14 protein-coding genes are annotated in these 16236 nt (G+C 45.2%); 3 read left to right on the forward strand and 11 right to left on the reverse strand.

The genetic code is table 11. The features are described from left to right. Positions 1-20: 20 nt before the first annotated feature. The 5 genes from ICN37_RS07675 to ICN37_RS07695 are packed head-to-tail and all read right to left on the reverse strand — an operon-like array spanning position 21 to position 6646. Positions 21-476 (reverse strand): DUF2147 domain-containing protein, encoded by a 456-nt coding sequence (locus tag ICN37_RS07675; protein WP_216156321.1) that lies wholly within the window; start codon positions 474-476, stop codon positions 21-23. A gap of 41 nt (positions 477-517) precedes the next feature. Further along, entirely contained in the window at positions 518-1714 is a 1197-nt protein-coding gene (locus tag ICN37_RS07680; RefSeq protein WP_216156324.1) for an acetyl-CoA C-acyltransferase, read from the reverse strand. Between the two features lie 17 nt (positions 1715-1731). Beyond that, on the reverse strand, positions 1732-4173 hold the full coding sequence (locus ICN37_RS07685; protein ID WP_216156327.1) for a 3-hydroxyacyl-CoA dehydrogenase/enoyl-CoA hydratase family protein: 2442 nt from the start codon (positions 4171-4173) through the stop codon (positions 1732-1734). A 10-nt stretch (positions 4174-4183) separates the two neighbouring features. After that, entirely contained in the window at positions 4184-5971 is a 1788-nt protein-coding gene (locus ICN37_RS07690; RefSeq protein WP_216156330.1) for an acyl-CoA dehydrogenase C-terminal domain-containing protein, read from the reverse strand. Between the two features lie 45 nt (positions 5972-6016). Next, the gene (locus ICN37_RS07695) at positions 6017-6646 is read right to left on the reverse strand and encodes a TetR/AcrR family transcriptional regulator (RefSeq protein WP_216156333.1); all 630 of its coding nucleotides are present in this window, start codon (positions 6644-6646) and stop codon (positions 6017-6019) included. A gap of 285 nt (positions 6647-6931) precedes the next feature. On the opposite strand from ICN37_RS07695, the gene ICN37_RS07700 reads away from it, so the two are divergent. From ICN37_RS07700 to ICN37_RS07710, 3 genes are all read left to right on the forward strand, one after another. Further along, entirely contained in the window at positions 6932-7741 is an 810-nt protein-coding gene (locus ICN37_RS07700) for a hypothetical protein (protein WP_216156336.1), read from the forward strand. A gap of 141 nt (positions 7742-7882) precedes the next feature. Further along, positions 7883-9559: a long-chain-fatty-acid--CoA ligase gene (locus tag ICN37_RS07705; protein WP_216156339.1), complete on the forward strand. Its 1677-nt coding sequence runs from the start codon at positions 7883-7885 to the stop codon at positions 9557-9559. A gap of 76 nt (positions 9560-9635) precedes the next feature. After that, positions 9636-10376 carry a lysophospholipid acyltransferase family protein gene (locus ICN37_RS07710; RefSeq protein WP_370623826.1) on the forward strand — a complete coding sequence of 247 codons (741 nt, stop codon included), beginning with the start codon at positions 9636-9638 and terminating at the stop codon, positions 10374-10376. A 4-nt stretch (positions 10377-10380) separates the two neighbouring features. On the opposite strand, the gene ICN37_RS07715 is transcribed toward ICN37_RS07710, so the two are convergent. The 6 genes from ICN37_RS07715 to ICN37_RS07740 all read right to left on the reverse strand — a co-directional run bounded on the left by ICN37_RS07715 (position 10381) and on the right by ICN37_RS07740 (position 16231). Further along, on the reverse strand, positions 10381-10836 hold the full coding sequence (locus ICN37_RS07715) for a DUF4442 domain-containing protein (protein ID WP_255538492.1): 456 nt from the start codon (positions 10834-10836) through the stop codon (positions 10381-10383). 9 nt (positions 10837-10845) lie between these two features. After that, the gene (locus ICN37_RS07720; RefSeq protein WP_216156342.1) at positions 10846-12588 is read right to left on the reverse strand and encodes an IlvD/Edd family dehydratase; all 1743 of its coding nucleotides are present in this window, start codon (positions 12586-12588) and stop codon (positions 10846-10848) included. 64 nt (positions 12589-12652) lie between these two features. After that, entirely contained in the window at positions 12653-13516 is an 864-nt protein-coding gene (locus ICN37_RS07725) for a transporter (protein WP_370623827.1), read from the reverse strand. Positions 13517-13534: 18 nt separating this feature from the next. Continuing rightward, a complete protein-coding gene (locus ICN37_RS07730; protein ID WP_216156348.1) occupies positions 13535-14062 on the reverse strand; it encodes a hypothetical protein in 528 nt (175 codons plus the stop codon). A gap of 30 nt (positions 14063-14092) precedes the next feature. Next, positions 14093-15406, reverse strand: coding sequence for a U32 family peptidase (locus tag ICN37_RS07735; protein WP_216156351.1), 1314 nt, complete (start codon positions 15404-15406; stop codon positions 14093-14095). A 99-nt stretch (positions 15407-15505) separates the two neighbouring features. Further along, a complete protein-coding gene (locus ICN37_RS07740) occupies positions 15506-16231 on the reverse strand; it encodes a carbonic anhydrase family protein (protein ID WP_216156354.1) in 726 nt (241 codons plus the stop codon). Between the last annotated feature and the right edge of the window lie 5 nt (positions 16232-16236).

Below are 16236 nucleotides of genomic sequence, written 5' to 3' on the forward strand. Positions count from 1 at the left end.
ATTTTTAAATGATCTGTGGATTACTGCTCAGCTTTGTACCAAACTTGGGTACGACCTAATAATGGAACCCCAATATAGCCACGGACATCCATTTTCTTGCCATCTTCAGTGGCAACCTTGACTTTGTAGGTTTCGCCATTCTTAGGATCCAAGATTTTTCCATCTGACCAAGCGCCTGACCCATCTTTTTTAAGATCACTCATAATTTTCATGCCAACAAGTGGTTTATCTTTGCGCTCATCTTTGCAGAGATTGCAATAGACTAGCGGCGTTTCGCCTGGAGATGGGAATGTCTTGATGATGGTGCCCTGTAAAAGGCCATTGGCTTCTTCAATCTTAATTAAGGAAGCTGGTTGATTGGTTTTATCATCAATCGTTTTCCAAACCCCAATAGCTGGGTCGGTTGCTTGAGCGTACACATTTCCCGCGATCAGACTAAGACAACATGCCGATAAGATCAATTGTTTTTTTAGCATTCTCTTGCCCCCTAATATTGGTTGATGTTGATAAATTCTGATTAACAACGCTCAAAGATTCCAGCAGCGCCCATACCAGTACCAACGCACATTGTCACCATGGCATGCTTAAGATTACGTCTCTGTAGGGCATGAATCGCTGTCGCAGCTCGGATGGCGCCGGTTGCCCCCAATGGATGTCCAAGGGCAATAGCGCTACCCAAAGGATTGACTTTACTTTGATCCAAGCCAAGATCTCGAATGACTGCTAAAGACTGGGCTGCAAACGCTTCATTCAACTCGATCCAGTCCAAATCCTGCAAATTGAGTCCAGCTAGTTTTAATGCGGCTGGAATCGCCTCTTTAGGGCCGATGCCCATAATTTCAGGTGGAACACCCTTAACGGCAAAACTGACAAAGCGTGCCAAAGGGGTAAGGCCAAAGGTCTTGATCGCTTTTTCACTGGCTAAGATGAGTGCGCCAACACCATCAGAGGTTTGTGAGCTGTTGCCAGCGGTAACGCTACCTCTAGCTGCAAATGGAGATTTGAGTTTAGCTAGACCTTCAAGTGAAGTGTCAACGCGCGGACCTTCATCCTTCAAAAAATCGCGCCATTGCACATCTACTTGACCCTTGTCTAGATTCATGGAGCGATAAGCCACCTTGACTGGAAAAATTTCAGAATTAAATTCACCGGCGGCTTGTGCAGCCATGGCCTTTTGATGCGAATGGAATGCAAAAGCATCTTGATCTTCGCGACTGATCTTCCATTGTTGCGCAACTTTCTCGGCGGTTAAGCCCATACCGTAAGCAATACCAATGTTTTCATCGGCCATAAAGATTTCTGGTGACATCGATGGAGAGTTGCCACCCATGGGAACCATACTCATTGACTCAACACCGCCAGCAATCATCACATCCGCTTCGCCAACCCTTATGCGGTCAGCGGCCATAGCAATCGCATTTAAGCCTGATGAACAGAAGCGGTTAACGGTAATGCCGCCGACAGTATTGGGAAGGCCGCCTAAAAGAAGTCCAATGCGGGCCACATTCAATCCTTGTTGACCTTCTGGCATGGCACAGCCAATAATGGCATCCTCAATGGCTTTGGGATCTAGGGTGGGTACTTGCGTCAGAATATGTTGCAAGGCGTTGCCAAGTAAGTCATCCGGACGAGTATTTTTTAATGCACCTCGCCCAGATCTACCAACGGCACTGCGAGTGGCAGCAACGATATATGCGTCTTGAATATTTTTCATGGTGATATCTCGGTAAATTAGTTTCTAACAGGCTTGCCGGTTTGGAGAATGCCCATAATTCGCTCCATGGATTTAGGGTGGCCAATAAGCTCCACAAAAGCCTGACGCTCCAGTTTGAGTAACCACTCTTCAGTAACTAGTGTTCCGGCATCAACATCACCACCAGTAATAATCTCGATAATTTTCTTGGCGATGTGCGCATCGTGCTCGGAGATAAAGCCACCATCACGCATATTGACTACCTGACCCATTACTGTTGCCGCTACAGAACGACCACCAACCGGAATTAAGGTTTTGATGGGCGGTCTATATCCAGAGTAGTGCATTGCTTTAACTTGATCTTGTGCCAAAGCAAGCAGCTCATATACGTTTGGCACGATAATGTCGCCTTTTTGAAGGTAAGCCATCTTCATCGCTTCCTGCGCTGATGAAGAAACCTTAGCCATCGCAGCATTTTCAAAAGCGGCTTTGGTAAAATCCAAATAATTGGTGTTCCCAGCAAGCGCAACGCCTTGAGCCGCACGAATGGCTGCTTCTTTAAGTCCGCCACCAGCAGGTAATAAGCCAACACCAACTTCCACCAGGCCAATATAGCTTTCCATAGCAGCAACTCTGCGCGCAGATTGGAGAACTAATTCACAACCACCCCCTAGGGCAATACCAGAGACTGCGGCAACTACAGGCACTTGGGAGTATTTGATTTTCATCATCGTATCTTGAAACTCTTTGACGAACGGCTCAACTCCAGCAGGGCCGCCTTTCATGACCATAGGCATTGCAGCTTCTAGATTAGCACCTGCAGAAAAGGGCCCACCAGGCGTGCCTAGCTTCAATGAAGTAGGTTGCCAGATCACCAATCCTGCATAGTTCGCTTCTGCGATCTCAACGGCTTTTTGTAGGCCACTTAATACGTCTGGGCTGAAGGTATTCATCTTCGAGCGGAATGAGGCAATTAATACCTCAGGCTGATTGGTATCTACCCAAGCTCGGAAGTCCGTGTTCTCAAAAACAGTGGTGCCCGCTGTTTTAGGATCAGGAGAGCCATCCCCTAACAGTGGCGCCCTAAATACTTGCTTTTGGTATACCGGCAAAGCAGAGCGGGGAATGTATTTATTCTCAGATGCAGACCATGAACCTTCAGGCGTATGGAAAGCTTGCTTATCAGCAACTGGTCCATTAAAGATCCATGCGGGCAAAGGCTCTTTGCTTAGTGTTTTGCCTGCATCAATATCCTCTTTAATCCAATTAGCCACTTGCGTAACGCCAGCTGCTTGCCAGTCCTCAAAGGGGCCTAAATTCCAACCATAACCCCAGCGCATCGCGAAGTCGATTTCTCGAGCAGATTGTGCAATCTCATCAAGGTGAATCGCACAGTAGTGGAAGATATCCCGATAGATAGCCCATAAAAACTGAGCTTGAGGTTCATCGGTCTCGCGTAGCAATTCAAGTCGCTCTGCAATTGGTTTTTTCAGAATGCGCTCAATCAGCGGTTCAATCGTTGCGGTAGATGGTTTGTATTCACCAGTAGCAGCATCGAGAACCAGAACATTTTTACCATCTTTGCGATAAAAGCCGGCTTTAGTTTTTTGACCTAGAGCACCTTTTGCTATGAGCTGGCTCAGAACCTCAGGCGTTTTAAAGAGGGCGGAGAAAGAATCGCCTTGTAATGCATTTTCCATGGTCTTAATGACATGGGCCATAGTATCCAAGCCAACCACATCGCTGGTTCTAAAGGTAGCTGATTTAGCACGTCCAAGTTTGCTGCCGGTAATGGCATCAACTTCATCAAAGCCTAGGCCAAACTTTTGTGCCTCTGCAAACACTGCCAGGATCGAGAAAACACCTACACGGTTGCCGATAAAGTTCGGGGTATCCTTAGCGCGCACAACCCCTTTGCCCATCGTGGAAGTCATAAAGGTTTCAAGTGCATCCAATACGGCGGGATCAGTGTCTGCCGCTGGAATGAGCTCTAGTAAATGCATATACCGAGGTGGGTTAAAGAAGTGCACGCCACAGAAGCGCTTCTTCAGATCACCAGAAAAACCTTTGGCAAGTTCGCCGATAGGAAGGCCTGAGGTATTGGTAGCAAACAGAGCATGCGCCGGAATATGTGGCGCTACTTTTTCATAGAGAGCATGCTTCCAATCGAGACGCTCTGCAATGGCTTCAATGATGAGGTCGCAACCCGCTAAAAGACCTAAGTCGTCCTCATAATTTGCTGGAGTAATTAGATTGGCTTCTGAAGATAAACCCAAAGGTGCCGGCTTTAACTTTTTAAGACTCTCAATCGCTTTGATGGCAATTGCATTCTTATTAGAAGGTTTGCCATCTTCAGAATTCGTCGGCAAATCAAACAACACTACAGGCAGCCCTACATTAATACATTGCGCAGCAATCTGAGCGCCCATCACGCCAGCGCCTAGGATGGCTACTTTCTTAATTATCTTGTTATCACTCATATTTAGTCTCTCAGAAAAAATCAGCAGGCATAGCCATTAACGATTTAGAGCCAGCACGTGCTTGACGGATCAGCATGGCTGTCTCAGGAAGGAGTTTGTCAAAGTAGAAGCGGGCAGTAGCCAATTTCGCTTCATAAAAAGGATCTTTGCTAGCCTTATTGGCTAAAGCAATTTTTGCCATCCGCGCAAAGAGGTATGAGTAAATCAAGTGACCCACAACACGTAAGTAAGGTACGGCAGCAGCACCCACTTCTTCGTGATTCATCATAGCTTTCATGCCAATCTCTTTGGTGAGTTTTTCTACCTTGACGGCGATATCAGAGAGTGGATCAATAAACTCCTGCATTTCCTTGCGCACACCTTCATCTTCGATGAACTGTTCGATGATTTTGCCAAACTTGGTAAGCTTCTTGCCCATATCTCCAAGAACTTTTCTACCTAAGAGATCAAGAGATTGAATGGTGTTGGTGCCCTCATAAATCATATTGATACGAGCATCACGAACATATTGCTCCATACCCCATTCAGCAATATAGCCATGACCACCAAATACCTGCATGCCTTCGTTTGTTGCAGTAAATGCGTTATCGGTTAAGAAGGCTTTAATGATTGGGGTGAGTAGGGCTACCATCTCACCTGTTTCTTTGCGAACTTTTTCATCAGGATGATTAAGTTCTTTATCAATCATGAGGGCCACCCAGTAAGAGAAGGCTCTACCTGCTTCTGCATAAGCCCTCTGAGTTAAGAGCATGCGCCGTACATCAGGATGAACAATGATTGGATCAGCTGCTTTCTCAGGAGCTTTGGCACCAGTCAAGCTGCGCATCTGCAAACGCTCTTTGGCATAAGCGGCAGAGTTCTGATATGCCACCTCGGTTAAGCCAAGACTTTGCATACCAACACCCAAACGCGCCGCATTCATCATCACAAACATTGCGTTAAGGCCTTTGTGCGGTTCGCCCACAAGGGTGCCAATAGCGCCATCGAAGTTCATAACGCAAGTGGCATTCCCATGAATACCCATCTTATGCTCAAGGGAGCCGCAAGACACTGCATTAGGTGCACCAACGGCACCATCAGCGCCAACCTTAAACTTCGGAACAGCAAATAAGGAGATGCCTTTACTGCCAGCTGGTGAGTCAGGTAAGCGCGCCAATACAAGGTGCACAATATTTTCTGCTAGATCATGATCTCCACTGGAGATAAAAATCTTGGTTCCATTGATAGCGTATGTGCCATCGGCTTGAGGCTCAGCTTTGGTTTTCAGTAAGCCAAGGTCGGTACCGCAATGAGGCTCAGTTAAACACATCGTGCCAGTCCATTGACCAGACACCAATTTTTCTAAGTAAGTTTTTTTCTGTTCTTCAGTTCCATGAGCATGCAGACACTCGTATGCACCATGGGATAAACCTGGGTACATGGTCCATGATTGATTGGCCGAGTTGAGGGTTTCATAAAGTACTGTATTTAAAAGCTGGGGTAATCCTTGTCCACCATATTTAGGATCACAAGACAGAGCAGGCCAACCGCCGGCAATATACTGTTCATAGGCTTGCTTAAAGCCAGTAGGCGTTGTCACTGATCCATCTTCATGACGCTTGCAACCTTCTTGATCACCAATCTGATTCAAAGGGAAGGCGATCTCACTGGCAAACTTGCCTGCCTCCTCGATGATCTGATTCATAGTGTCTTTATCAATATCTTGATATGCAGGCAGAGCGGCAAACTCTTTGCCGGCATCGAGCATTTCATGGATAACGAATTGAATATCACGGAGTGGTGGGTTGTATTGAGGCATGGTGTTCTTCTATAAAGGTGTTAGAGAGGAATATTGGCTTACTGTTTAGTTGGATTTATTGCTACTTAAAATTTCTTTGATTAACTTATTTGCATTGGCTAGACATTTGGGGTTGTCTAAAAAACGGGAATCATGATGAACACCTAGAGCGATGCTATACAACTGAAAGAGAAGGGCTTCCACATTCACGGATTTCTTTAGATGACCTTCAGTAATAGCTTCTTTAATTGCCCTCAGAAGTGCAGCGCGCCAAATTTCAACGCTTCGTAGTAGTTCATCACGAACAATGCCAGGACAATCATCAAATTCAGCGGCGCCAGAGATAAAAAAGCAACTTGAGGTATCGCCACCGCTACTCATCTTGAGCCAAGAGCCAATCATTTGATTTAATCGAGGCAACCCTTTTGGCTTTAAAAGAGCGGGTGCAAATACAACCTCCTGAAATTTTTGATGGTAAGAGCGCACAACCTCAACTTGTAGCTCTTCACGAGAACCAAAATGAGCAAAAACTCCACTTTTACTCATTTTTACAACTTCAGCTAAGTTCCCAATGGTCAAACCTTCAAGACCTGATCTGCTGGCAATTGCCAATGCTGCCTCCAAAATCAAAGTCTTGGTAGCAGAGCCTTTGGTTTGCTCTTCCGGCACCTTGAAATTAGTCCTTGCTTGGTTCATGGGATTCTTTTTGACCTTGGTATGTTGTAAAAATAATACGATCGTTCGTTTATGTTACATGAATAATATTTAAATACAATTCCTACGAAAGACTACGTAAATCCTCATTTTGAGTTCGCCGCTATTGTTTTTTGTAAAGATAAGTGGTTTTGCAATGAAGTAAATATTGCAGTGCAAAAATAAATCTCGGGAAAACCCGAGCTATAAATTGAATTAAATATCTATATCGTTGCGCATGTAGTGGTTGATTTAAAAATAACTAATTAAATTTTCAAGGGAAGACACATGAAGAAATTACAAATGAGCGCAATCGCTTTTGCAATTACAAGCGTTGCTGCAGGTTCTGCCATGGCACAATCGACTCCTGCACAAGCTTGGGCTGGTGCTTCTGTTGATGTTAAGGCAGGTTATGCATCATTTATGCCTAAGATTGGAAATGGCACAGTTACAAATTCAAACTCGTTTTACTATCTTGCTCCAGGCCCAACCCTAATGCCTGCTAATACTAGTTACGCGACTACTACCGCTTCTGCCAGTAATTTAAATACGGCAACTGCAGCTGTAGAACTTGGTTACAACTTTGCGGTAAATCAAGACTATTTGCTGGGACTGGGTTTGACTTACTATACTGGTGCAACTGGAAGTGGAAATGGCACCTTGTATCCAACATCAAACGGGGGATCGGCTTTCCCTCAGGTTAATATCAATTACCAACTTAAGAATTTATGGGCAATCAGTCTTACCCCTGGATATGCTATCGATAAAGATCGCTTGGTATATGGTAAGGTTGGATATACAGGCGTAACCATTGGTGCATCAGGCTCCAGCGCATCAAATACTCTTGGGCCTTACGGCGGTGGAAGCTCAGTGTCATATCAAACAGTCACTTTAAGCGGCTTTAATATTGGCCTCGGATATAAGCAAATCATTACTGGTGGCTTGTATGGTCTTGGAGAAGTCAATTACGCCTCATTTGCGAATAAAAATGCTGCAATTGGCCTTACTAATGCAGCTGCTGGAGGCCCAAATACTTTAAACGCGAGTTTTGGCGGTTCTGGCTTTAATTTCTTGGTTGGCGTTGGTTATCGCTTCTAATTTTTGCCTGTTTCAAAAGAATAAGCCCTCTCATAGCAGAGGGCTTTTTCTTATGATTTAGTGCCATGATGTTTAGAATGAGTCATACAGATTTAACAATCTGACTACAAATAAAAATATATCGAGACTGGAAATAACTACATGGTTAATCCCGCAAAGCCTTGGCTAAAACACTATCCTGAGGGCGTACCTCATGAGGTGGATATCTCTGGCTATAACTCCTTACTGGACATGTTCGAGGAAGCTTTTGAGCGCTATCCCAATCGTCGTGCCTGTGAGTACCTTGATAAGTTTTTAACTTACAGAGAACTTGATCAGCATTCGAAACATTTTGCTTCTTATTTGCAAAGCCTGGGTTTAGAGCCGGGATCTCGTGTGGCAATTATGTTGCCTAACGTTTTGCAGTTCCAAATTGCAATGATCGGTATTCTGCGCGCTGGGTTTGTAGTCGTCAATGTCAATCCACTCTATACCGCTCGCGAATTAGAGCATCAACTCAAAGACAGTGGTGCATCAGCGCTAGTCATTCTTGAAAACTTTGCACATGTCTACCAGCATATTGCTGCTGAAGTACCATTGAAGCAAACCATCGTCACTTCACTTGGCGAAATGATTGGTTTAAAAGGTGCTGTAGTTAATTTTGTTGTACGTAATGTAAAAAAACTCGTTCCCGCATGGGATATCCCCGGCCATATTACGTTTTTAGCGGCTCTAAGCGAGGGCAGTCGTCAGCGCTGGAACAAACCTAATACCTCCTTGAGCGATATTGCTTTCTTGCAATACACCGGGGGCACTACAGGTTTATCAAAAGGCGCCATTCTGTTACATAGCAACATTCTTTCGAATGTCATTCAGACTGAGCTATGGCTTGAGCCCGGATTAAAGCGTAAACAAGTTGATCAGTTAGTTTTCTTATGTGCTTTGCCGATGTATCACATCTTTGCTTTGACGGCCTGTTCAGTCTTAGGTATGCGCAAAGGGGGCCTATTAGTATTGGTTCCCAACCCACGTGATTTTGATGGATTTATAAAGTTACTGAAGAAGCATCCAAACATTAATATCTTTCCCGGTGTGAATACCTTGTTTAATGCGCTGATGCATAAGCCAGAATTTGCCACAGTGAAATTCCCGAATATTTTGGCAACGATTGGTGGTGGTATGGCAATGCAAAAGGTAGTGGCTGACCATTGGCAAGAAATGACTGGCGCTCCTATCGCCGAGGGCTATGGACTCTCCGAAACCTCCCCAGTCGCTTGCGTCAATTCTGCTCTGATTGAGAGCTTTACTGGCTATATTGGTTTTCCAGTACCAAGTACAGAAGTAATTATTTTGGGTGATGATGGCATCGAGGTGCCTTTTGGCACCCCTGGTGAAATTTGTATTCGGGGTCCACAGGTGATGGCTGGTTACTGGAATAAACCAGAAGAAACCAAAAATGTCATGACTGCAGATGGTTATTTCAAATCAGGCGATATCGGCATCATGAATGCGGATGGCCTTACAAAGATTGTCGACCGCAAAAAGGATATGGTCTTAGTTTCCGGATTTAACGTCTATCCAAATGAGGTAGAAGAGGTCTTATCTTTGGTGCCTGGTGTTTTGGAGTGTGCAGTCATTGGTGTGCCTGATGAAGATTCTGGTGAGGCTGTTAAGGCCTTTATCGTGAGACAGGATCCATCATTAACGGAAGAGGCTATCTTGGCATTCTGTAAAGAAAACCTCACTAACTACAAGCGTCCTAAACATATTGTTTTCCGTAAGGACCTACCTAAGACCAACGTTGGAAAAATCTTGCGACGTGAATTAAGGGATTTATAAGTCATCTCCCTATCCATCTTGCTAAGGCCAATCATTTAAAATACGTTTTTAGCTCCTTATTAGTAAAAATACTATCGTGATCCTTTGGCTTCGCTCCTTACTGTTTTATATATTTGGTTTTACAACTGTCACCATTGTTGCAAGCGCCATTATTCTGGTCATCCCCTTTACTGATCGAAGTGCGCGTTACAAGATGGGGGTGTTTTGGTGTCAATTAACTCAAAAAGCGCTCTTATTATTTTGTGGAATCAACATCAAAATAAAGGGTTTTGACAATATTCCTCTAGACCCCAAAAAACCATTGATCCTTTTGGGCAAGCATCAGTCGGCATGGGAGACCTTCATCTATCCAGCCTTTTTTCCAAGACAGCTTTGTTTTGTATTCAAACGAGAATTATTATTTGTGCCATTTTTTGGTTGGGCTTTGGCTTCACTGCAAATGATTCACATTAATCGCGGCGATCGTGAGAGGTCACGAGAGGCGGTCAATGAGCAAGGTAAGGCAGTATTGGCTGAGGGTAGCTGGATTGCTATTTATCCAGAAGGTACACGAACCCCACGGGGAACATTTAAGCCCTACAGAAAAGGCGGCGTACGCCTTGCGATCAGCACTCATACGGACATTCTTCCTGTGGCGCAGAACTCTGGAGCCTTATGGCCCAGAAACACCTTCTTAAAGCGCCCAGGAGTGATTACGCTTTCGATTGGGCCAGTGATTACAGTTCAAGGAAAGACGGAAGAGCAATTACAGCTAGAGGTTGAGGCTTGGATTGAGGGTGAGATGCGTAAACTAGATGCACCAGCGTACGCTCAGTAATTCTTTAACTTTTCTTTATCTTCTTGCGTATATATAAAGTCTTGGTAATGCGGGCCACGACATCGTCTTCATGATCTTTAATCTCGGCTACAAAGTCTCTTAGTACCTTGTCTCCAGAGTCTGCTGCATGAATGATTTCATCTAGTTGGTCTTGAGTAATTTCAAAAGTGGCGTGAACCTTTCCTTTGCCAGGCTTCAGAAATTCAATCTTGGCCGCTTGGTCCCAAATAATGTAACCCTTACCTAGATTCTGGGAGACCATCATCATGAAGAAGGGGTCAGTCATTGCAAAGAGGCTGCCACCAAAGTGAACACCAACAATATTGCGGTTCAATATGCCATGCTTGAGGCGTACCGTAGCATGGCGAAAGTCCTTAGAAATTTTCTCAACAGTAATGCCAGCACCCAGAAATGGGGGCCAAATATTCATACCCCTACGCAAGAGATTGGCGTTAATCATTGAAAACTTTTATTTGGATGAGGGGGTTTTGCCGACCATCTTTGCTGCTCTTAAGAAGTCAAAGTCCACACCTTGGTCTGCTTGAGTCACGGTATCCAAGAAGAGCTTTTTATAACCGCGTTCAGCAGTTGGAGAAGTAATCGGATTGTCTTTCATGCGCTGAGCCAGTTCTTCATCTGAAATGAGTAAGCTAATCTCTCGATTCTTAACGCTCAAACGAATGCGATCACCGTTGCGAACTTGCGCTAAAGGACCGCCAATAGCCGATTCAGGGGTAACGTGCAGCACAATCGTGCCAAAAGCAGTGCCGCTCATACGTCCATCAGAGATGCGCACGATATCTTTCACGCCAGCGCGGGCTAGTTTCATCGGAATTGGAATATAGCCAGCCTCTGGCATGCCAGGAGCGCCTTTAGGCCCAATATTTTTGAGCACCAAAATATCATCAGCAGTGACATCTAAGTCTGGGCTATCGATGCGGTTAGCTAAATCGGCAGCATCTTCAAACACTACGGCACGACCTTCATGCTCCATCAGCTTTTCATTAGCAGCAGACTGTTTAATGATGGCGCCACCAGGCGCTAGATTGCCGTGCAAGACAGCAATACTGCCGCGTGGGTAAATGGGTTTATCAAATGGACGTACTACATCTTGTTTAAAGCTTGGTGGAGCAGCATCAATCTCTTCACCAAGAGTTCTGCCGGAAACAGTCATTGCATCAAGCTTCAAGAGAGGCTTCAGTTCACGAAGCAAGGTGGTCATGCCGCCAGCATCATGGAAGTTTTCCATATAGTGGTCACCAGATGGTTTTAAGTCTACCAAAACAGGGGTCTCATCACCCATCTTATCAAGCGCATCTAAATCAATCTCGAGACCCATACGGCCAGCAATGGCAGCTAAGTGAACAATGCCATTGGTTGATCCACCAATTGCTAGCAAAACACGCATGGCATTTTCAAAGGCGTCTGCAGTGAGTATCTTGTCTATCGTCAAACCTTCTTTTGCCATCTTCACAGCACAAGTACCAGTTTCTTCAGCTACGCGGATACGGTCTGCAGTGACTGCTGGAGGAGTTGCGCCACCGGGAACTGTCATGCCCAGCGCTTCCGAGATGCAGGCCATCGTGCTTGCTGTTCCCATTACTGAACAAGTGCCAACGCTGGCTACCAGTTGATCATTGACTTCATCTTTTTCAACTTCATCAATTTCACCGGCACGGAATTTACCCCAGTAACGACGGCAGTCAGTGCAAGCGCCTACACGTTCGCTGCGATGGGATCCGGTGAGCATTGAGCCGGTAATCAGTTGAATGGCGGGTAAGCCTGCTGAAGCGGCACCCATCATTTGTGCAGGAACAGTTTTATCGCAACCACCAATCATGACGACTGCATCCATTGGTTGTGCGCGTAACATTTCTTCGGTGTCCATAGACATCAAATTACGCAAGTACATGCTAGTAGGTGCAGCAAAACTCTCATGTATCGAAATCGTCGGAAATTCCATTGGCAGACCACCAGCCAACATCACACCGCGTTTTACCGCTTCCAAAAGCTGAGGCATATTGCCATGGCAGGGGTTGTAAGCGCTACCGGTATTGATAATACCGATGACAGGGCGATCTAATGCGCTATTGGTATACCCAGCGCCTTTAATAAACGCTTTGCGTAAAAATAAAGAGAAACCTTTATCTCCATAGCTAGTCAAGCCTTTACGTAAACCGCTCTCTGCGGGATCTTTTGGTTTATTACTCATGATTGTCTCGTATCTCTTTTTAATGTTCTTTGGCTTTATTGTAGCGATGGAATAGCCTATTTACCTACAGTCCGCCACCCCAGCGGTACTGCCAAGAGATCCCCAGCGCGGTGTAATCAGTGTTGGTATTGGAATAAACACCTTTGCTGCCAGTTAGGCGGATTGAATTGCGCTTATTAATGGGGTAAGAAAAAGTGCTGCCAAAACGCCAATTTTCTTGTGAGCCGCTGATTGCTGTGCCATTGACATATTTCTGACCACCCATGAAGTAGGTGGCATCGGCAGAGATGTAGGCCGTATTCTGAAAGTAATAGATCGCATGGGCTTCCGAAGAGTAGATGGGATTTTGAGAGAGCGTATTACTTCCCAGAAAACTGGTATTGCTGGTGTAGATGGTAGCCATACCTGCCAGTTCCAAACGCCATGGACCAACTGCTTGGGATGCTCCGATGGCTGGCTGAATAAGAGAGCGATTGGCGCCTACGTTGAGCATTTGCTCGCTGTTGTACTTACCCCATGGGATGGATGCAGCAAGACTGGTGCCAATAATGAGATCTTGTTTGTAGTTATTAAATTCTTCTAGCGAGAGTGCTGGCGCACCATAAAGATTGGCGGAGATCTTTACAACCGGATCGGATAAGCCTTCGGCAGATGCATTGACATTTTGAGGGCCAAGACTGCCAGTTCCAGAAAGCTGGGCATACGGTAGCAGCAGGCTAATCCGGCCAGACTGTCCAAACACATTAATAATGCGGGTCAGACTTGTTGCTTCAGTAGTGAGGGTGTACGAACCACTCTTGGCCTGGGCTATTCCACCTGAAACAAAGTTAATGCCAATAGGCGCATTCGAATACGCGCGAGCTTCAATCTCTTGAGCGGATGCTTCTTGGCTAATGAATGCTAACAAGCAGAGCCAAAAAATTCTCACGCAATACAAGTAAGGCAATTATTTTTTGGAGCCAAACAAGACTGCAAGAGTTTCAGTATTGCCTACGACCATATTAAAGCCCACAAAAATCAAGTAAGGCCAAACAATCAACCAATACACAATTGACATGGCCAATACTCTTAATGGATCACCGCTTCCAAAAGCTGCCATAGAGGCAATAAAGTCTTTACCATTAATGAGTCCATGAACTCCAGCCTCAAGATAATTTAGCGCCACAACTACCACTAGATAAATCAGCGACTCAAGCATGAGTGACTTAACAATGCCGTTTTGTTTATCAATTTTAACTGGATACACAGCCTGAGCAATCAACATAAATTTTGCCGATAAAGCAGCTTTAATCAACGCAAACCCAAAAAGAGATAGGGGAATGGGGTGCTCCTCAAGAGCGGTTGCAGCCATAAAGGCAATCGCGCAGAACCAAGTGCCAAAGTAAATTGATAAAGCAAACGCTTTTTTTATTTCCTCCTCAAACTTGATTTTCAAGCCTGTTTTATTTGTAAGGTTTTTGGCGCTGTTAGTCATGAAAATCTTTATTCAGAAGATTGGGGTGTATTAATCGCCGCAAGTGGAGCAAGAGCTGGAGGTAGCTACTTCAGCTGGTGCTGGCTCTTGGGTATAGCGTGCAATAAAAGCATGTTTAGTAGTCATCGGGATTTTTAGCCAAACAAAGTGACCCGATCCAGGGGCCACATCAATTGATTCACCCTTCATATTCCACATCTCAGTCAATACAACATCTGCGTTTCCGTTTGGTTCAATGATTTCAATTTTGTCACCAACAGAAAAACGATTCTTGACATCTACCTTAACTCGGCCGGTAGCAGCATCGATCTCCAGCGTTTCACCAACGTACAAGCTACGTCCTGATAAAGAGTGGCCACGCATATAGAGTTGGTACTCTTTGTCATGGTGACGCTCATAAAAGCCATCCGTATAACCACGATTAGCTAAACCTTCTAATTGACCTAACAAGGCGGTATTAAATGGCTTGCCTTGAACAGCATCATTAATTGCCGCTCTATAGGATTGCACGGTACGCGAAACGTAATAAGGTGATTTGGTGCGACCTTCGATCTTAAAGGAGTCAACGCCCATCTTGGTCAGGCGCTCAATATGTTCAACGGCACGCAGATCTTTGGAGTTCATGATGTAGGTGCCATGCTCATCTTCTTCCATCGGCATTAAGTCATCAGGTCGACGTGCTTCCTGAAGCAGCACCACATCACCGCTAGTATTTTGTTGCCCAGGTTTCACCTTGTAATCCCAGCGGCAAGCATTGGTACAGGCACCTTGATTGGAATCTCGATGAGACATATAGCCAGATAACAAGCAGCGACCTGAGTAGGCAATACAGAGAGCGCCATGAACAAATACTTCAAGCTCCATCTCAGGACAGTCTTGACGAACCTCTTCGATTTCATCAAAGGAAAGTTCGCGGGACAAAATCACACGACTGATGCCAACTGATCGCCAAAACTTAGCAGAAGCACCATTCACAGTATTGGCTTGTACTGATAAATGAATTGGCATATCTGGCCAAGCTTCACGAGCCATCATGATGAGGCCAGGATCAGACATGATTAAAGCATCTGGCTTCAATGCAATGACTGGATCCATATCTTTAATGTAAGTGCGCGTCTTACCGCCATGGGGCAATAAGTTAGAAACCAAATAAAACTTCTTGCCCAGTTCATGCGCAGTATCGATGCCTTGCTTGAGAACCTCAATCTTGCCGAAGTCGTTATTACGAACCCGGAGTGAATAGCGAGGCTGTCCGGCATAGATAGCGTCGGCACCAAAATCAAAGGCGGTACGCAGCATGGAAAGGCTGCCGGCTGGGGCGAGAAGTTCAGGAATCTTAGTCATGGACTCTATTTTAGTGCCCTTAGGCACTTGGTGCCGACCTCCTATCGGAGGCTTTAATTGCTTGCCTTAGATGGGGGGGTAGTGCTTTAGTGGTTTAAATTACCGCCAAGATACTCTGCCAGTAGAGGTGTCATACAAGGCGCCAACGATTTTGACTTTTCCTTGTTTTTCAAGATCCGCAAGAATTGGACTCTTAGTGCGTATCTCATTGACTGAATCATCAATATTTAGCTCAGTAACTTCGTTCACAAATTTGTAGTTCTTACCATTACGCTCCCCCGGTGTTTTTGACATTTGAACGGCGGGCTGAATTTTTTCAAGCAATTGAGTTAGGTTGCCTAGTTTCACTCCATCACAGGCACCCTTAATAGCGCCACAGCTGGTGCGACCTAGCACTACGATGAGTGGAGTGCCAACCACTTTAGAGCCATACTCTAAGCCACCTAAAATGTCATCGTTAATCACATTGCCAGCAACCCTGTTGGAAAATATATCTCCGGTGCTCATATCAAAAACAACTTCAGGCCCACTTCTAGAGTCCATGCATGCAATAACATGAGCTAAAGGGTATTGCCCTAAAGCGGTTTGAGTGACCAGAGTCTTTTGGTTTCTGCTCAATGGTTTTCCGGAAACAAAACGTTCATTGCCTGCTTTAAGGATATTCATTGCGTCATCAGGAGAGATTCCGGCCTGAACTGATTTTGTCATCGTGATGCCAGGTTTGTATGGAGTAACTTTAGTAACTGCCGGTGAGTCATCAGATGCAAGGACTGCTGATGATGAGATCAATGCGGCGGCGGCGAGAATAATAAATGGATTTTTCATGTGAG

This window comes from Polynucleobacter sp. P1-05-14 (assembly GCF_018881675.1).
Classification (GTDB): Bacteria; Pseudomonadota; Gammaproteobacteria; order Burkholderiales; family Burkholderiaceae; genus Polynucleobacter.

Coding starts and splice junctions, on each gene's coding strand:
- ICN37_RS07695 (WP_216156333.1), bottom strand. CDS start 6,646: ATGAACCAAGCAAGGACTAATTTCAAGGTGCCGGAAGAGCAAACCAAA.
- ICN37_RS07740 (WP_216156354.1), bottom strand. CDS start 16,231: ATGAAAAATCCATTTATTATTCTCGCCGCCGCCGCATTGATCTCATCA.
- ICN37_RS07735 (WP_216156351.1), bottom strand. CDS start 15,406: ATGACTAAGATTCCTGAACTTCTCGCCCCAGCCGGCAGCCTTTCCATG.
- ICN37_RS07675 (WP_216156321.1), bottom strand. CDS start 476: ATGCTAAAAAAACAATTGATCTTATCGGCATGTTGTCTTAGTCTGATC.
- ICN37_RS07690 (WP_216156330.1), bottom strand. CDS start 5,971: ATGCCTCAATACAACCCACCACTCCGTGATATTCAATTCGTTATCCAT.
- ICN37_RS07715 (WP_255538492.1), bottom strand. CDS start 10,836: ATGATTAACGCCAATCTCTTGCGTAGGGGTATGAATATTTGGCCCCCA.
- ICN37_RS07720 (WP_216156342.1), bottom strand. CDS start 12,588: ATGAGTAATAAACCAAAAGATCCCGCAGAGAGCGGTTTACGTAAAGGC.
- ICN37_RS07680 (WP_216156324.1), bottom strand. CDS start 1,714: ATGAAAAATATTCAAGACGCATATATCGTTGCTGCCACTCGCAGTGCC.
- ICN37_RS07705 (WP_216156339.1), top strand. CDS start 7,883: ATGGTTAATCCCGCAAAGCCTTGGCTAAAACACTATCCTGAGGGCGTA.
- ICN37_RS07730 (WP_216156348.1), bottom strand. CDS start 14,062: ATGACTAACAGCGCCAAAAACCTTACAAATAAAACAGGCTTGAAAATC.
- ICN37_RS07700 (WP_216156336.1), top strand. CDS start 6,932: ATGAAGAAATTACAAATGAGCGCAATCGCTTTTGCAATTACAAGCGTT.
- ICN37_RS07685 (WP_216156327.1), bottom strand. CDS start 4,173: ATGAGTGATAACAAGATAATTAAGAAAGTAGCCATCCTAGGCGCTGGC.